This is a genomic window from Streptomyces sp. NPDC045846 (assembly GCF_056431605.1).
Genome location: NZ_JBWKKJ010000019.1, coordinates 98,788 through 114,445 on the forward strand (window position 1 = coordinate 98,788; position 15,658 = coordinate 114,445).

A 15,658-nucleotide genomic window follows, 5' to 3' on the forward strand; every position below is an offset into this window, starting at 1 on the left:
TGGTCGATGGAGGCGACCTTCACCGCAGTGGACGGTCCAGCTCCGCCGCGAAGAAAGCCAAGGCGGACTTCATATCGCGTTCGCCCGCCGCAGTTCCTTCACCTCCCGTTCCAACTCGGCGATCCGGGCAACCTCCGCGCTGGTGGTGCCGGGCACGATGCCTTCGTCGGTCTCGGCCCGCTTGACCCAGCCGCGCAGGGCCTCGGGGTGCACGTCGAGTTGGTCACCGATGCGCTTGATCGCGCCGACCCGGCCGATCGGGTCCTTACGGGCCTCGACGGCCAGACGCGTCGTACGTTCACGCAGTTCGTCGGGTACGTACGGGGCGCAGCCATGATCGGCATCCTTCCGGGTCTTGATGATCTCCATCAAACCCGGGGCGATTCATCCGAAGGCCGCCCCACCTCCACGGATTCCAGACGGTCGTGCAGGCACCCGATGCTGATCATCAGGCCGCTCGGCCGGAAGATGTGCTGCCCCCGCTCGTCGGCCGAAGACAGCTCGCTCACATCACGCATCGAGTCCAATGCGCTGCTCGCAGCCTCGTGTGACATCCCGATCTGCAGGAGGCCGATACCCATCGGCGGAACGAGCTCGAAGTGCATGCGCGCATGCTGTCACGACAGCCCCACGACATCATCGACGGCGAGCTTGTCCTCCCAAGCTTCCTCGCCGGGCTCCCACACCATCCCGGCCTCCGGCGCGTCCAGCATTTGCCGAGGCCGCTCTTGGTGCCTGTGCGGCGGAGGTTGGCGAGCGGGAAGTCCTTGGTGACGCCGGCCTCGGTCTCGGTGTCGTAGGGGACGGTTGTTCATCCGGCGCTGCGGGTTGAGGCAGACCTGGTCGCCGTGATTCCTCACTCGCGGGTTACTGGCCGGTGGCCGGCCGCACGGAGATTTCCGGCCGGTTTGAGCATGGAAACCCGTGTCGTCCGCTGCACACACCTGCGACCGTCGCTTGCCTGTGCGGCGAGAGGGGCCGCTCGCCGGCGCTCTTCGCTTTGCGAGTACTCAGCCCTGCTGTCCGCTCGCATGGCGGGCGGACGGGCTCTCCCCGTTTGGGTCGTCATCACTCCCGGCCTCGCCGGCCCATCCTCCCCAACAGCCCTACTGACCAGGCGAGAAGAGCTGGCGGGAAGGCGCTGTCCAGTATTGCCCGGTTTCGATGCGCACCCATTGGATCAACACGCCACGCACCTGAATGATTACGGAAGGCTTGCTTCCGCTCGCTTGTCCGCGTGACCTCCGACGAAAGGGCACAACCATGCCTACGGCCATGCGTAAGACGACGACCACTCCAGGGGCACGGCGGCTGGCCGCTGCGGCCGCCGCGCTGGGCATCTGCCTGGCACTCGGCGTCCCGGCGGCAACCGTCCACGCCGCGCCCGCCGCCCCGGTGCCGACCGTCTTCTTCGGCGACTCCTACACCGCCAACTTCGGCATCGCCCCCGTGAACCACCAGGACAGCGAGAGGGGCTGGTGCTTCCAGGCGAAGCAGAACTATCCCGCCGTCGCCACCCGGCGCCTGGCAGCCAAGGGCATCACGCTCAACGTCCAGGCAGACGTCTCCTGCTCAGGCGCACTCATCCACCACTTCTGGCAGCAGCAGGAGGTGCTGCCCGGTAGCGGCATGAGGGTCCCGGCGCAGCAGGACGCGCTCAAGGACGACACGCGGCTGGTCGTGGGCAGCATCGGCGGCAACACGCTGGGCTTCAACAGCATCCTCAAGCAGTGCTCCGCCAAACTCCGGGACCAGGCCCTGCTGCCCGGAGCGCCGGTGGACGCGGACTCACCGGCTGGCGAGTGCCGGGACTTCTTCACCTCCAGTGACGGAAAGGCATGGCTGGACTACAAGTTCGAGCAGGTCGGATACGAGCTGGAGGAGATGCTCCAGCGCGCGGGCTACCGCTCCCCGGCCGCCGAGCGTGTCTTGGTCGGCTACCCCAGGCTCGTGCCCAAGGACACGGCCAAGTGCCTGAAGGCGGCCCCCGGCCAGACGGAATTGCCCTTCGCTGACGTCCCCCAGGACGCCCTGCCCGTCCTGGACCAGGTCCAGAAGCGGCTGGACGACGTCATGAAGAAGGCCGCCGAGGACGACGGTGCCGACTTCGTGGGCCTCTACGACCACACCGGCAGCAACACGGCCTGCGACGGCGCCAACCGGGGCATCGGCGGCCTCCTGGAGAACTCCCAGCTCGAACTCGGTCAGCCGATCCCCTGGTACGTACACCCCAACGAGAAGGGCCGTGACATCCAGGCCGAGCGTGTGGCCGCCACAATCAAAACGGTCCTCAACCGATAGGAGCCGCATAGCCGCCGGCTAGAAACCGCCCCGCACCGTCACCACACACGGATGTGGTTTCCGTCTGAACGAAGCCCCAGGAACCCACCATCGACCTGGGGCTTCGCGGGCTCGGCACCCGACCGGGTCATCGATCCTGTAAGGCGCGGTCAGACCGTCCCACCCGTCCCAACCAAGACCGTTTGGGTGAACTGCCTGACCGTCCCCTGCCTGCTCCGTGCGTGCCGTGCGAGTGTCAAGTGCCGATGCCAGTACTGATTCGCGCCGGGAGCCCGGCGCGATTCATCGAAGGAGCACCTCCCTATGCTCACCAAAGACTTTGTCACCGGCTCGCCGAACTGGCTCGACCTGGGCAGCCCCGACGCTGATGCGGCCGCCGCCTTCTACACGGCGGTCTTCGGCTGGGAGTTCCAGTCCGCGGGTCCGGACTCCGGGGGCTACGGGTTCTTCCAGAAGGAGGGCAGAACCGTCGCGGCGCTCGGGGCCCCTCACGGAGGAGGGGGCGAGTCCGGCCTGGACGCTGTACTTCCAGACACCGGACGCGGACGCCACGGCCAAGGCCGTGGAGCAGAGCGGCGGGCGGGTGCGCAGCGCGCCGTTCGACGTCTTCGAGGCCGGGCGCATGGCTCAGTTCACCGACCCGGCCGGCGCGGACTTCGCCGTGTGGCAGCCGGCCGCGGTCAAGAGCCTGGAGAAGGCATCGGAGGCCGATGCCCTGTGCTGGGCAGAACTCCACACCGAAGACCCGGCGGGCGCCTTCGGCTCCTACACGGCGGTGTTCGGCTGGCGCTCGCAGGCGATGGACATGCCGGGCATGACCTACACGGTGCTCTCCACGGGCGAGGGCGACCAGCAGGACGCGTCCTTCGGCGGCCTCGCCGGGCTGCAGAGCGACGAGGAGGAGACCCGCTGGATCCCCTACTTCTCGGTGGACGACGTGGACGCGACCGTCACCAGGGCGCAGGGCACCGGCGGCACGGTCTTGATGCCGGCGTCCGACGTCCCCGACGTCGGACGGATGTGCTGGCTGGCTGATCCGTTCGGGGCACCGTTCGCCGTACTCAGGCCGGAGCCGCCACAGAAGTAGCCGTCTGGCGCCGGAGGCCGGGTGCCCTGCAAGCCTCCCCAGTCATGCGTCCCAGCGGACACTCTTTACGACCTGGGCGGTCACCCAGGACCGGTATCACTTCGCAGAGGTACGAAACCCGTTTGATCGTTTGACATCCAACTTAGTCGCCCCAGCTCAAGGCGCTGCGCCGGACTGGGCCGGCTGTCAAAGGACAGCCGGCCCCGTCGACATTCGCTCTCCGCTCGCACCCGCGAAGCCTCCGGGGATACCGCAACTTCCCGGGCAGCCCGGTAGCCAGTCGGTCTTGAGGGCTGTTGAGCGACCTTGAAGGCGTGCGCAAAGGCGGCATGAACGCGGTGGACGAGGCAGTGTGAAATGCCCTGGCTGACGGCGGTCCCGTCAGGTCTCCGGGGCATGGTGAACACGGTGCCGGTTTCATGCTCACGATGTCGTGCGGGTCTCGGCGGCGGCCGTCACCGATCGGAGCCGTCCGCCGGGCCACGCCTCGGGTGTGTCAGAGCCGTCTCGTGGTGAACAGGGTTGTCCCGTGCGCGGCGTCGACTTCTCTCCGCTCGGTCTCGGTGAACCCGAGCTTGGCGAGCACGCGGCGAGAAGCGGTGTTCCAGTCCCAGACCGTGGCCCACAGGCGTTCGTGCCCCGATGATCTCGCCCAGTCCAGAACTGCCGACGACGCTTCAGTCGCGTATCCCTGACGCCAAACGCGACGCAGGAGCTCGAATGCCAGTTCTGGTTCCCCTTCCGGTCCTCGCCCGCTATCAACCAGCCCGCAGTAGCCAATGACGTCGTGAGAAGCCTTCCGCTCGATGGCGAGCAACCCGGTCGACCAGACCTGGTTGGTCCGGATCGAATCCTCGAGCTCCGCAACCGTGGGGTGACCGTCCGCGTCGATTCGGCGGTGCGGCGGCACTCGTGGATCGCGTTCACTCCACAGCTCACGTTGGACGACAGCCTCGGCAACCCGCCAAGGTCTGAGTAGCAGGCGGCTCGTCTCGAGTGCGACTTCGGTGCCCGGGCTCTCGCCACCTGTCATGACGGACTCCTTCTCACATGTGAAAGCGAGCTGAGCCGGTCGCCCCAGGAGGACAGCGGATGCCGGAGTTACTGCCCGACTGCGCCTTGTACTAGCCAGTCACAGTTTGCCGGAGATTACTCTGCGCCATGTCCATCCCGCTTTGAGGACCGTGTTTTGCAGGGGGTTCTTCATGTCCGAGCTGTCGAGGTGGAATGTCTCTGTGGTCTCCAGACCGCCCTGTGGTCCTCGGCCGAGCGTCCAGCGTCGGGAAACCGTCTGGACCTGCCCGCGGGAGTGCTCAGCCGATACTGCCAGTCGGGGTGTACCTCCGACCCATGTGACATCCCACTGCCGGTCGAGAGCACGGACCTCATGGTGCGCTGGGACCAAACGCATTCGGATCTCCAGGACTCGGTTGGTCTGGGTCCGGGCGAAGAAGGTGTGCCAGGCCGGTTCCCGGATACGCCACTCCGCCACCAGGTCAGCAGTCTCCGCAGAGGTGCCGGTACGAACGGTGTACGGCACGTCGGGCCCGTTGAGCGCGAGTAGTGCCGCTCTGACATCCTCGGCGGAACGTGGCGGGACGCTGCTTGGAGGGCGCTTGGTGCCGGTGAGTTTGTCGAAGAGGCCCATCGAGTCAACCTATGGATGTTCGGCTGCTGGAGGCAAGGTCTCTCGTGTCGGTGTGACGCATCAGGATCCCGCACCAGTGTCCGGGCGGACCGTGCGCAGGAATTCCTGGAAGTCTCCCAGGACGCTGTCGTGTTGCGTGGCGGTGGCGGTCAGCACTGTCCGGATCACTGCCCGTTTGCGCGGCTCCTCGACGTCCAGCATGGACAGGTAGACGTGGGACTGGACCAGGTCGCGGCGCAGGCCGTCGACGATGGCTGTGAAGGTCACCCGCTGCGTCAGGCCGGGCGCGTCTGCAGAGCCGATCTCACGGCGGGCGGCGACGGCCACGGACTCGGCGGCCTCGCGCAGGCGTTGCACCGACTTATCGGCGATGGCGTCCAGCGGCACCGCGTCCGGCCGGTACTCCCCGTCGATGGTGATGTTGGGGGTAAATCCCGCATCCGGCGTCGAGTACAGCGCGACGAAGGCCACGCCCAGAGCACCGACCTCGTCCGGAGGTGCGGGGTGCCAGTCCTCCGGCAGGCGGAATTCAATCGGCACAGGCAACGACTTGGGCATTGCGGTCCCTCCTTCTCTGGAAACGTACATCAGTCGAGCCAGCCGCCGACGGTGTGGCCCACGGTGCTGGCGAAATCGCCCACCGCGTCGGCCGCATCGCTCACGGAGTGGGTCACCTTGCCCGGGTCGATCGTGAACTCTGCGCCGACAGAGCCGCCCAGACCGAGGGCGACGCCGACTTTGCCGCCGATGTGGAACTTGCCGTCGTCCCCCTTGCCGAAGGTCACCTTGGCCTCCGCGCCCGCCCCCGCCCACCCTTCGGCTGTCCCGCCGGCGCCGATCCCTGCAATCTCCGCGCCCCCGGCGGCGGTTCCCTTCGCCCCCGCGAACGCCTTCGCGCCGGCATTGACGCCTTCCAGGCCCACTCCGGTGCTGACTTGCGCCTCGGCCCCGGCGAATCCGTCTGCCCGTTCGTAGACACCGCCGTAGTCGCCGTACTCTGCACGGCCCTCTTCCAAGGCCCGCACTCCCGCAGAAGCTTCAGCCTTGCCGGTCACGCCCTTGTCGGTGATTCCGACGTTCGCGGAGACTCTGGCTCCCGCATTGGCGTCGGCGATCCCGGACAGTTTCATTTCCCCGTCGGTCAGCGACCCCTTCGCGGTCGCGTGGAAGAGGTCGGCATACGCCTTGGCCGAGCCTTCCTTGCCGTATTTGGGACCGCTGGCGGAAACACCGGCATCGGGTCCGGTCACCGTGGCCTGGCCGACAGGCACCCACCCGTCAGTCTTTGTGGCGGTCACGGTCGCGTCAGGCTTTCCGGCCTTCGCCAAGTCGCCCTCGGCGTGCGCGTTGAACCCGCCGAAGCCGCTACCGTCCAGCGCTGTGTTGCTGGCCGCGCGGCTCAGCGCCCGCTTCACGCTCTGGTCGGCCTCATCCACGGCCCGCACCGCCTTGGCGATGTCCTCGGTCCAGCCCTTCGCCTTGTGCTGGGCATCGGCCATCAGCGTGGGGTAGTCCGGGTCATGATGCAGGGCGTATTGCTCCTGTGCGGAGAGCTTGTCGAAGCCGACATAGGTGGCCTTGCCCGAGCTGTCGACCTTGTAGTCCTTCGTCTCGGCGTCGGCCACGAGGTCCTTCACCGACTTCTGGAGTCGGCTCAGTTGGGCGTGCGCCTCCTTCAGAAGGCTCGCAATGGCCAGCGCTTCCTTCTTGGCCGCCCCGAACTCGAACGCCGTAGCCGCAGCAGTGCTCTGCTGCGCACCGAAAGCCTGCCCCTGCCAGTTGCCGTTGGCCAGGGCGCGCTGCACGTGCTTGCCATAGTCGACTTGCAGTTCGCCAAAGCGCTCGCCCATCTTCTGCCACGCCTCGGACACGTTGGACAGTGGAGAAAGATCAGCAGTCATTACATCGTGATAGGTCAGTGACATAGCCAGCCCCGATCACATCTGGTCGAAGCTGCTGAGCGGACGCTGTGCGCCCCCTGGGGGGCCGAACTGCGCCCCGATGCGGGTGTCCTGGCCCTGAAAGAGAGTCTTCGTGGCGTGCAGAGCGTTCAGCTCCTGGTGCAGTCGGCCCAGCAGCCGGTTGGCCTGCCCTTGCCAGACGGTCATCGCCTCTGACAGTCCAGCCTCCGAAGCCCAAGCGGACAGTCCCTTCAACCCGGTGTCCGGCTTCAGCAGGATTGACGGCGGGGCTACCGGACCCACTAGCGGCGGATGAACCTGACCACCGCCTTCACCCATGCGGCTAGCGGCCTGCGTATCCGGCAGCAGATGCTGCTCCATGAACGTCGCGGCACGCCCCTTGTCGTTCGCGGAACTCGCGAACGTCTCTTCCCCACCACTCGGCCCGCCGGTATCTACCCGAGCCAACTGCAGCCGCTGCTCTTCCGAGCCCCCCGAAGCCACGGCGCCATCCCCTCTTGATTACGCCTCCCCGTGATTCAGCATCGACCGGGCGCAACACCGATGCCTGCCAGGTAGCTTAACGACTCGCCTGAAGCCAGCATGACGAGGGGCTGACCGGGGAGCCAGCGCATGCCAGGCGGCGAGGACTTCCTTCCGGGGCATGGGGGATACCGCTTCTCTCAGCATTCGCCCGGCTTTGATGGTCCATGTAAGTCAAGAGATCTCCTTGGGTCGCGCCCACAGCACAAGGCTCGCCCTGCCGGGTCAAGCCCGCCGCCACGATGGGGTCCTGGCGGCCCCGCCGCAACCGTGAAAACCTCGACAGGCCGGTGAGGCTTCAGCCTCGGCTCGCCGCTCCCAGCCCCATGATTCTGCGGTTGCCTCCAGGGAAGCGGTGCCCGGCCTCACCCGGGGCCGGGTGTAAATCTGTGCGATGGACGGAGGGTCAGGGTGTCGGGCAGGCGGTGGGCGGTTGCGTCGATCCAGGCGAGCAGCACCAGGATCCGCGTCAGGAGCAGCCAGACCACCAGCTCGGTCCGGGGCCCCGTCCGCCAGGCCAGCACACCGCATGCCAGGGCGGTAGCCGCGGAGACGGCTGGGGCCGGGGGGCCCGTATCAGCGGCGGCCGCGCGCACCGGCCGGGTTCAGGGTGGTGCAGGTCGTGCAGCCGGGCAGGGCGAGCCAGGCCGGGGCGGGGTGTCCGGCCGGGCAGACGGGCCGCCGGTCCTCGCCCGCGGGGACGGCCAGTTGGAAGACGCCGCGGGGCAGGAGCAGTCCGGTCAGAGTGCCGTAGAGGAGGGCGCAGGTTACGAGCACGCGCACGCGCACGGGCTGCGGAGTGCACCGGAGGCACAGCGTCGGACTGGCCGAGGCGTGGACCTCAGCATCCCAAGAGAGCACGGTCCAGAACCAGTTGGTGCAGTACTGAGTTCTGTCGATGCGAACGGTCCGTATGCGGGGGCGGCGGGTTAGTTTCCGGGGGAAACGCGCATCGGCCTACAGCATTCCGCGCATCGTTTATGCCTGGCTGCCCACTCGCCTGTGGCAAGTGAGCCGCATAGGTTCGTCTATTCTCTGCGCACGTGTCGGCCCGCTCCCAGGAGGCTGCCGGTGACCTGTTCGGTCTCGGGGTCCAGGGGGCACTGGTTGTCGCTGCTGTTCTGCTGGATGCGGGTGGCGCCGGTTCAGCCGACCTCGGCGAGCACGTGGCCCGGTACCTCGGTGCCGGCGTCGGCGGTCCGTTCGCCGTCCGGGTCCCAGACGCCGGCGGCGCCGCAGCTCACGCCGTCCTCGTTGTTGCCGAGAACGTTGCCGAGCACCACGTGGAGACCGAACTCCCGAGCCCGCACCGGATAGACCTTCTCGAACGAGTCGTTGTCGGCGGAGAGCACCGAGCTCGCCAGATAGACCGTGCAGCCGTCGGCGGCGGCCCGCTCGGCGAGCTCCGGGAAGCGGTTGTCGAAGCACGTGGCCAGCGCGAATCGGGTGCCCTCCAGCTCGAAGCGGCCGTCCCGCCCGCCTGCTGCGAAGACCTCCTGCTCGATGCCGTACAGGTGCTGCTTGTCGTACCGGGCGAGGAGTTCGCCATCCGGACCGATGACGAGCGAGGTGACCATGGGCCGGCCCTCCGCCGAGTGCACGGGACCGTTGACGACCGCCGCCGCCGAAACGGCGCGGCACGCCTCCCGTACGGGTTCGAGGCGGGCGTCGTCCTCGGTGAGGACGAGGCCGGGCACGTCCCGGATCAGCGTCGGCTCGTAGCCGGTCACGGCGAGCTCGGCGAAGACGACCACGCGGGCGCCGTCGGCCCCGGCGGCGCGGATCAGCCCGGCGATGGCGAGGACGTTGGCGTCGATGTCCCCGGCGACCGGGGCGAACTGGGTGGCTGCGACGATCATGGCCTACATCATCGTCGCCGACCGGGCCGCAGAAAACCCCCGGTCCCAGACGGGATCCCACTGGGTATCACTGAAATTCACCACTGCGTACAGCAGCATCGACAACTCGCGACAGTTGAATACGCTAGCCCGCCAGTACCGACCCTGGGTACGCCAGGGGAGAACTCGGCACCGAGGTGCGGGACTCCGGAGGAGTCTTCCAGGTCTGGAGCGGCGAGCTGTCGGATCTGCGGGGAGGGGTGGGAATTCGTGCTCGGTGAGCACGGCAACGAAACGTCGGTGCTCACCGGCGAGGAACTCACCCTGGCCGCGAACCCGCTGAACGACGCTCATGTCTCCGGAACCGGGGGCCGCGACGCAGGGGAGCAATGGATGCACGAGGAGGAAGACTCTTCCCGGAGCTGGTGACCGACCTCGTTGGGCGTTGGAGGAGATACGCCGTACGAGGGTGGTGAGTCGGCCCGGTTCCGGCAGACGCGCATGATCGTGCGCTCCGTGCGGCGCGAGCTCGCGGGGGGTTTCCCTGTTTCCCGTTCAGAGGGGTGACGGGAAACCCGTCGACCCGGCGGCGGGCCGGGGCAAGACTCCTGGCACACGCCGGGCCGGCCGGATGCCGGGCCCGGTGCCAACGAGTTAGTCCCGCAAGTGAGGAGAGCTCCATGAAGCCGCGTACCTGGTCCCTGGCCTGTGCCCTGTCCCTGACCGCCGTGTTCATGCCGGTGACCCACGCGGTCGCGGCCCCCGCCGCCCCGGCGGCCCCTTCCTGCACGAAGGGGTCTATCTGCTTCTACACCGGCTCCCGCTTCGGCGGGCAGAGCTGGGAGTGGGTGGCCAGCGGTGGGTACCACGACATGCCCGCCGCGTTCCACGACAACGTCGGCTCCTTCGTCGCGAGCGCCGACGGCTGCTTCATCAACTGGGATCCGAAGGAGACCCGCGCGGTGCACAGCGGCGACAACCGGATCGACTACGGCTCCGACTTCGGCGGACGGATCGACGGCGTCGGCCAGACCTGCTGACCGCCCCGGCCGGACGGACCGGAGGAGGGTGTTGGTTGGTGACGCGAGGAGTGTCCGGCCAGGATGCTCCTCAGCCCGGCGCCCTGCCCCCCGAGCCCCCTGCTACCGTCCCCGCCATGAACGACCTGTTCACCGACACCGACCAGCGGCGTATCGCCGCGGCCGCCGTACGCGACGGCCAGGAAGTCGAAGCCTGGCTGCGCACCGTCGTACGGGAACGCCTCTACGTCGAGGAAGTCGCTTTCACCGGCGCACACTTCACCGTCGCCGCCCGAACCGCCGTCGGGCACTGATCCGTCCCTCCCACGGACGCTCTGCGGCGCGTCGCCCGGAGTTGGGTTGCGACAACGGGCGAGGTAAGTCTCGTTCGCGCTCGTTGGGGGACAAACTTCCCGCTTTGCGGGGTTGCATCACCAGAACCATCACCCGCCAGGCGGGATGCACCATCCGTAGGGCTCTCGCTGATCCCCGGGAGCCCTACGATGTTGTGGGCTCAGAGCGCGGCGCGGCCAAGGGCGTTCGAGTCCAGGGTTCCACGCAGGCGGCGTGGAGCAGCGCGGTGCGGTCACGATCCCGGCCTGTCGCGACCTGGTGGGCAACAGTCACCTTGCTCCGCCCGACGTTCTCCAGCAGACCCTTGTCCTCCCGGCCCTTGCGGGTGAACCGCACTCGCTGCCCGATACGCAGGCGCGCAGCGGCCCCCGCGGTGCAGCGGCCAGTTCACGCCGCTCTTCCCGCCCCTGCTCTTCGTGCAACTGAAAATAATCCGCCAGACCGGCCGCCTCTTTATCCTGCGCCTGGCGATCTGGCGTGCGCGCTCCTCGGCCAGCCAGGGAAATCGCTCAGAGATTTCTGTGCAGACGTCACCATGCCGTTCGAGGGTGGGGTCCTGGTCGGAGTTGGTGCGCTCGTGACGGAGCCAGTTGACGACGGCGCGGGCATCGTCACTGACGGTGACTCCCGGCGACTCCGGGGAGCTGTACCTGGGCGGGCCCTGCCCCGCACTTGGCTACCTGAACCGCCCCGAACTCACGCGGGAGCGGTTCGTCGACAACCCGTTCGAGCCCGATTCGGGTCAGCTCTACCGCACTGGTGACCACGTCCTGCGTTCCCGGCGCTTCTCCACAGCATCCAGGGCGGGCCGGCCGGTATCCGAAGTTGTCCGGATGGAAAATAGGATCGACCCTTGGCACCAAGCGCGGGGTGTCAGCCTGATGCGAGTTGTTCTGCTATTTCTTTGATCCAGGCGGTGGTTTTTGCTGGGTCGTTGAGGGTGTCTGCCCAGGTTTCGGGTTCGAGTTTGTGGTGGGTGGGGCCTGATTTGAGGGCGATGAGGAGGGCCCTTGCGGAGTCTCTCATCTCGGCGGTTGTGGTGCCGGCGCCTTTAATGTCGGGGCCTGCCGCGAGGGTGTAGATCTCCCGTGCCATGGCCTGGCGTTCTCCCTTCGACACTTTCTGCCAGAACTTGAGGGCATGTTTCAGTGATTCGGTGCGGGATGAGGCCTCGGCCGGGGTCTCGTTCTCCGGCGCCCAGTGCTCGGGGTGGCGGGCTTCTTCGTAGCGCTTGGTGGCGGCGCGGAGTGCTTTGTAGAGGGTGACGCCGAGGACGAGGCCGGCCCCGGCTCCGGCGAGGCCCCATCCGACCGGGTTGCTCGCCAGCCCGGCTGTCCCCGCCGCGACCGCTGTGACGACGCCGGCGGCGGCCTTGGTGGATTCGCCCAGGGCGCCACCGATGGTCTCCTTGCCGATCTTGGTGAGCTGTTTCTTCTTGGCGTATTCCTGCACCGTGTTCAGCTTTTCCACGTCTCTTTCCGCGCGCTGGAGGCTCTCGGCGGCGTCACGGGCTTCACCCGTTGCTTCCCAGGCGGCGTCGATGGCCTGGGAAACGAGCTCCAGCCGCTCCTGGCCCTCGTGGTCCCAGTAGGCATCCAGCGCGACGTAGGCCTCCGCCGCGGCCCACTCGGCCTGCTCCCGTGACTGGTTGATCCGGGCCAGTGACTGCGCGTGGACGAGATGAGGATCTCCGAGCTCCTTCACCTTCTTGTACTTGCTGGCCGCTCCGCCGACGCGGAAGGTGGCCCGTATTGCCTTGATCGCGCCGACGGAGGCGCTGGCGATACCGCTCGCCTCGGACGCCACCGCGGCATCCGCCGCCTTGTGGAGCTTGGTGACCTCCTTGGCGATTCCGGCGCTGTAACCGGCCGAACCGGCGGCTCCGATGACCGTGTCGGCCCCCTTGACCTTGGCTTTCTTCTTCGCCGTGTGGTGGTCGGCCCCGCTCTCGTGCTTCTTGGCGTCCTTCATGTTCTTGTACGCGTCCAGGCCATTGACCACCGTGCCGGTGACCTCCGTGAGGAGGTTTCCCGACGCGGCGGAGGTCCCCGAGGCGGCGGCCGTGTGCTTGAGACCTTCGTTGGCCGCGGCGGCGGCCTGCTGGGTGAAACCCGCGTTGGTGGGGGTCTGGACACTGGCTTTGTTCATGAGATTGAGCAGCGTTTGTGCACGAGTTTGGGAGGCGCTCGAACCCTGCGCGGAATCGAACGTTGACCCCGCTTGATCATCCGGAGAAGGGTGTCTGACAGCTACAGCGGCAAGCTGACCATCTGCTTCACCACGAAGAGGGCGCGTCACTCCGGAGGGTATGCCGACTCGGCGAGCCGCCCACGCCTGTCCCCGAGCCCTTCGCCGGTCTCTTGCAGGGCTACGTCCGCACCGGACGGCCGAACCGGCCCGGCGGAACCATGACGGTCAGCGACTGGCTCTTCCCCGGACGCCGTGCCGGACAACCCATGGACCCCGCGACGCTCGGCAGGCGACTTGCCTCTGCGGGCATCCCCACCCTGCACGGACGCACCGCCACCCTGCGGCAACTCGTCCTGCAGGCACCTCCATCCGTGGTCGCCGGCATGCTCGGCTACCACACCGTCCACGCCGAAGCCCTCGCCGCCGAGGCCGGCAGCACCTGGAAGAAGTACGCGCCCGGCGACCACGGACGGCGACCGCACCAAGAAACAGGAGACCGATGAACGGCAACGATTCCCTCGCGCAGACGCTGACCAAGCTCCTCGTCGAGCTCACACGGTTCATCGACAGCACCATCGACGAGGACGGCGAACCCCGCGCGGCCGCCAAGCAGCTCGACCTCGTAGCCGGCGCCTTCGACCGGCTGACCCCTGATCAGCGAGGCTCGCTCGCCAAGATTGTCCAGCAGCTGGCGGAAGCCGAACCGTCGGACGAGCGGCGGGAGTTCTTGGACACATTCGCCGAGGACTTCGGACTCACCGACGACACAGAGTGATCTCGATCAACCGCGAGCCAGGAAACTCAGATCACTCGATCACAGACTCCTACCAGTAGATACCCCTCATCAGCGTCCGACCACCGACCTAAGCATTCGAACAGCGACGCTCCAGGGCGCCTCCCAAAGTGGCGAACATCTGCTGTCCGTTCTCGTGAACAAAGCCAGGACACCCTTGATGAAGGTGTCGATGGGCTCGAGACTCTTTTTGAACCGGTCCAGCAGCGCGGCGATCTCGTCGCGATAGTTCTTCTTCGCACTGGCGGACGCGCCGCCGCCCTCCGGCGCCTTCCCCTTGCCCTTCCCCTGGCCTGTGCCCCGGGCGCGCTGCACCGCCGCAGTCGTGGCCCGATTGCCGGCACTGGAGTGCATCCGCAGGACGGCGTGCTCCAGCGAGTTCCCCGACAGACCCCCCTCCCGCCGCTGCCGGGCCGCCGACGCAGGGACGGCCGCAGACTGCTCAGTCGGGATGCGAACAACCGGGGTACTCATGGAAATTGCCTCTCCTGTCTCCGAAATCCGGGGAGGCGAAGATAGCCAGGCGCGGCCAACACCCGGGGTGCTTCGGGAAAACTCTTCGGGCGCGCCCCACGCCCCACAGTTCGCCCACCCCCGGCATGACCGGCTCGGCATGGGCCTGGGCCTGGGACGTGTGCTTATGGTGCTTGGCCTGGACTCGATCCGCGAGGCCCTGCTCCTCTTCCGCGGCCCGGTCAGGCTCACGCTGTAAGCAGGATCCGTAGGGCGGTTGGGGTGCCTGCGCCACCGGGCTGTTATCGGGTGAGGAGGGCGGTGAGGGTGCCGCAGATGAGGAAGGGGCCGTAGGGGAGTGCGGTTTTCGGGTGGGCTCTGCGGAGCGCTATGAGGCCGAGTCCGTAGGTGGCGGCGAGGAGTTGGCCGGTGAGGGTGCCGAGGGTGAGGGTGGGCCAGCCGTGCCAGCCGAGCATGGCTCCGAGCGGGATGGCGAGTTTGACGTCGCCGAACCCCAGGCTCCTGGGGCTGATCAAGAACAGCATGAAGTACCCACCGCCGAGGGCGAGAGCGCCGCCCGCCGCGGTCGGCCAGGATCCACCCGCGTGGGGGAGGAGTGCTGCGGCGCCGAGGAGGAGCAGCGTTGCGCCTGCGAGGGGGAGGGTGAGGAGGTCGGGGAGTCGGTGGACGGTGGCGTCGATCCAGGCGAGCAGTACCAGGACCGGTGTCAGGAGCAGCCAGACCACCAGTTCGGGCCGGGGCCCTGTCCGGCAGGCCAGGAGCCCGCACGCCAGGGCGGTGGCCACGGCGACGGCTGGGGCAGGGGGCCCATACCAGCGGCGGGCGCGCGGCCCGGCCGGGATGTGGGTGGTGCAGGTCGTGCAACGGGGCAGGGCGAGCCAGGCCGTAGCGGGGTGTCCGGCCGGGCAGTGGGCCCGCCGGTCCTCGCCTGCGGGGACGGCCAGTTGATAGACGGCGCGTGGCAGGAGCAGCCCGGCCAGAACACCGTAGATGACGGCAAGGGTCACGAGCATGCGCACCGCCGGGGCTGTCGCCGAGAGCTGGCGAGACAGCCGCTGACTGGGCGAGCCGCGGAGCCGCACGCACCAACAGGGCCTGGACCCAGGCTGGTTGACACGGTGTGCAGGCCCAGGGCAGCCGGCCGCGCACCGCGCACCGGCGACTGCGCACGGCTCGGTCGGGCTGCGCACGAGCCCTGGACGCGGTGCGCAGGGTCGGGGGCCGTCGGCAGTGTGCCTGGCCGCGGCCGACGGGTCTTCCGGGCTGTCCTAGGTTCCGTGTGCACGGTGTCCGGTTCCGAGGAGGCTGTCGATGAGGTGTTCGGTCTCGGGGTCGAGGGGGCACTGGTTGTCGCGGCTGATCTGCTGGATGCGGGTGGCGGCGGTGATGAGGCCGGGCCGGTTCCCGGCGGCTCGTTCAACCTGGAGCCAGTCGCGGTAGATGATCTCTGCGGTGGGGTCTGCTTCGAGTGCGGTGGCGATGGCCTTGCGTGCGGCGGTCAGGTCGTGGA

Annotated in this window: 18 protein-coding genes and 2 pseudogenes; 7 read left to right on the top strand and 13 right to left on the bottom strand. The window is 67.9% G+C overall.

The window, feature by feature from the left end; translation table 11 throughout:
• Positions 1–69 precede the first annotated feature (69 nt).
• Positions 70–369: a transposase gene (locus tag AC07F3_RS36930; RefSeq protein ID WP_479119144.1), complete on the bottom strand. Its 300-nt coding sequence runs from the start codon at positions 367–369 to the stop codon at positions 70–72.
• Entirely contained in the window at positions 369–605 is a 237-nt protein-coding gene (locus AC07F3_RS36935) for a hypothetical protein (RefSeq protein WP_479119145.1), read from the bottom strand. Before AC07F3_RS36935 ends, AC07F3_RS36930 begins: the two co-directional genes overlap by 1 nt.
• Positions 606–1,275: 670 nt before the next feature.
• On the opposite strand from AC07F3_RS36935, the gene AC07F3_RS36940 reads away from it, so the two are divergent.
• Both AC07F3_RS36940 and AC07F3_RS36945 read left to right on the top strand, forming a co-directional pair.
• Positions 1,276–2,301 carry an SGNH/GDSL hydrolase family protein gene (locus tag AC07F3_RS36940; RefSeq protein ID WP_479119147.1) on the top strand — a complete coding sequence of 342 codons (1,026 nt, stop codon included), beginning with the start codon at positions 1,276–1,278 and terminating at the stop codon, positions 2,299–2,301.
• Between the two features lie 303 nt (positions 2,302–2,604).
• Positions 2,605–3,388: pseudogene (locus AC07F3_RS36945) on the top strand (VOC family protein).
• A 496-nt stretch (positions 3,389–3,884) separates the two neighbouring features.
• Here the strand turns inward: AC07F3_RS36945 and AC07F3_RS36950 are convergent.
• The 7 genes from AC07F3_RS36950 to AC07F3_RS36980 form a co-directional block, all read right to left on the bottom strand.
• On the bottom strand, positions 3,885–4,421 hold the full coding sequence (locus tag AC07F3_RS36950) for a GNAT family N-acetyltransferase (protein WP_479119149.1): 537 nt from the start codon (positions 4,419–4,421) through the stop codon (positions 3,885–3,887).
• A gap of 99 nt (positions 4,422–4,520) precedes the next feature.
• Complete coding sequence (locus AC07F3_RS36955; RefSeq protein ID WP_479119150.1) at positions 4,521–5,036, bottom strand: hypothetical protein; 516 nt, start codon at positions 5,034–5,036, stop codon at positions 4,521–4,523.
• A 60-nt stretch (positions 5,037–5,096) separates the two neighbouring features.
• On the bottom strand, positions 5,097–5,594 hold the full coding sequence (locus tag AC07F3_RS36960; RefSeq protein WP_479119152.1) for a hypothetical protein: 498 nt from the start codon (positions 5,592–5,594) through the stop codon (positions 5,097–5,099).
• A gap of 29 nt (positions 5,595–5,623) precedes the next feature.
• The gene (locus AC07F3_RS36965) at positions 5,624–6,937 is read right to left on the bottom strand and encodes a hypothetical protein (RefSeq protein WP_479119154.1); all 1,314 of its coding nucleotides are present in this window, start codon (positions 6,935–6,937) and stop codon (positions 5,624–5,626) included.
• A 36-nt stretch (positions 6,938–6,973) separates the two neighbouring features.
• On the bottom strand, positions 6,974–7,441 hold the full coding sequence (locus AC07F3_RS36970) for a hypothetical protein (RefSeq protein WP_479119156.1): 468 nt from the start codon (positions 7,439–7,441) through the stop codon (positions 6,974–6,976).
• Positions 7,442–8,056: 615 nt separating this feature from the next.
• Positions 8,057–8,263, bottom strand: coding sequence for a hypothetical protein (locus AC07F3_RS36975; protein WP_479119158.1), 207 nt, complete (start codon positions 8,261–8,263; stop codon positions 8,057–8,059).
• Positions 8,264–8,625: 362 nt separating this feature from the next.
• Positions 8,626–9,339, bottom strand: coding sequence for a carbon-nitrogen hydrolase family protein (locus AC07F3_RS36980; protein WP_479119160.1), 714 nt, complete (start codon positions 9,337–9,339; stop codon positions 8,626–8,628).
• Positions 9,340–9,588: 249 nt separating this feature from the next.
• Here AC07F3_RS36980 and AC07F3_RS36985 point away from each other — a divergent pair, with 249 nt between their 5' ends.
• The 3 genes from AC07F3_RS36985 to AC07F3_RS36995 all read left to right on the top strand — a co-directional run bounded on the left by AC07F3_RS36985 (position 9,589) and on the right by AC07F3_RS36995 (position 10,651).
• Entirely contained in the window at positions 9,589–9,747 is a 159-nt protein-coding gene (locus tag AC07F3_RS36985) for a hypothetical protein (protein ID WP_479119161.1), read from the top strand.
• 251 nt (positions 9,748–9,998) lie between these two features.
• Entirely contained in the window at positions 9,999–10,358 is a 360-nt protein-coding gene (locus AC07F3_RS36990) for a peptidase inhibitor family I36 protein (protein ID WP_479119162.1), read from the top strand.
• 116 nt (positions 10,359–10,474) lie between these two features.
• Positions 10,475–10,651, top strand: coding sequence for a hypothetical protein (locus AC07F3_RS36995; protein ID WP_479119164.1), 177 nt, complete (start codon positions 10,475–10,477; stop codon positions 10,649–10,651).
• Between the two features lie 913 nt (positions 10,652–11,564).
• Here AC07F3_RS36995 and AC07F3_RS37000 read toward each other — a convergent pair.
• A complete protein-coding gene (locus AC07F3_RS37000) occupies positions 11,565–12,989 on the bottom strand; it encodes a hypothetical protein (RefSeq protein ID WP_479119165.1) in 1,425 nt (474 codons plus the stop codon).
• A 110-nt stretch (positions 12,990–13,099) separates the two neighbouring features.
• On the opposite strand from AC07F3_RS37000, the gene AC07F3_RS37005 reads away from it, so the two are divergent.
• Positions 13,100–13,384 carry a hypothetical protein gene (locus AC07F3_RS37005; protein WP_479119167.1) on the top strand — a complete coding sequence of 95 codons (285 nt, stop codon included), beginning with the start codon at positions 13,100–13,102 and terminating at the stop codon, positions 13,382–13,384.
• Positions 13,381–13,656: a hypothetical protein gene (locus AC07F3_RS37010; RefSeq protein WP_479119168.1), complete on the top strand. Its 276-nt coding sequence runs from the start codon at positions 13,381–13,383 to the stop codon at positions 13,654–13,656. The genes AC07F3_RS37005 and AC07F3_RS37010 overlap by 4 nt, the downstream gene beginning before the upstream one ends.
• 69 nt (positions 13,657–13,725) lie before the next feature.
• On the opposite strand, the gene AC07F3_RS37015 is transcribed toward AC07F3_RS37010, so the two are convergent.
• The 3 genes and pseudogenes from AC07F3_RS37015 to AC07F3_RS37025 all read right to left on the bottom strand — a co-directional run.
• Entirely contained in the window at positions 13,726–14,148 is a 423-nt protein-coding gene (locus tag AC07F3_RS37015; protein WP_479119170.1) for a hypothetical protein, read from the bottom strand.
• A gap of 281 nt (positions 14,149–14,429) precedes the next feature.
• Complete coding sequence (locus tag AC07F3_RS37020; protein ID WP_479119172.1) at positions 14,430–15,161, bottom strand: prepilin peptidase; 732 nt, start codon at positions 15,159–15,161, stop codon at positions 14,430–14,432.
• A 255-nt stretch (positions 15,162–15,416) separates the two neighbouring features.
• Positions 15,417–15,658 (bottom strand): annotated as a pseudogene (locus AC07F3_RS37025) (hypothetical protein); the annotation flags it as partial.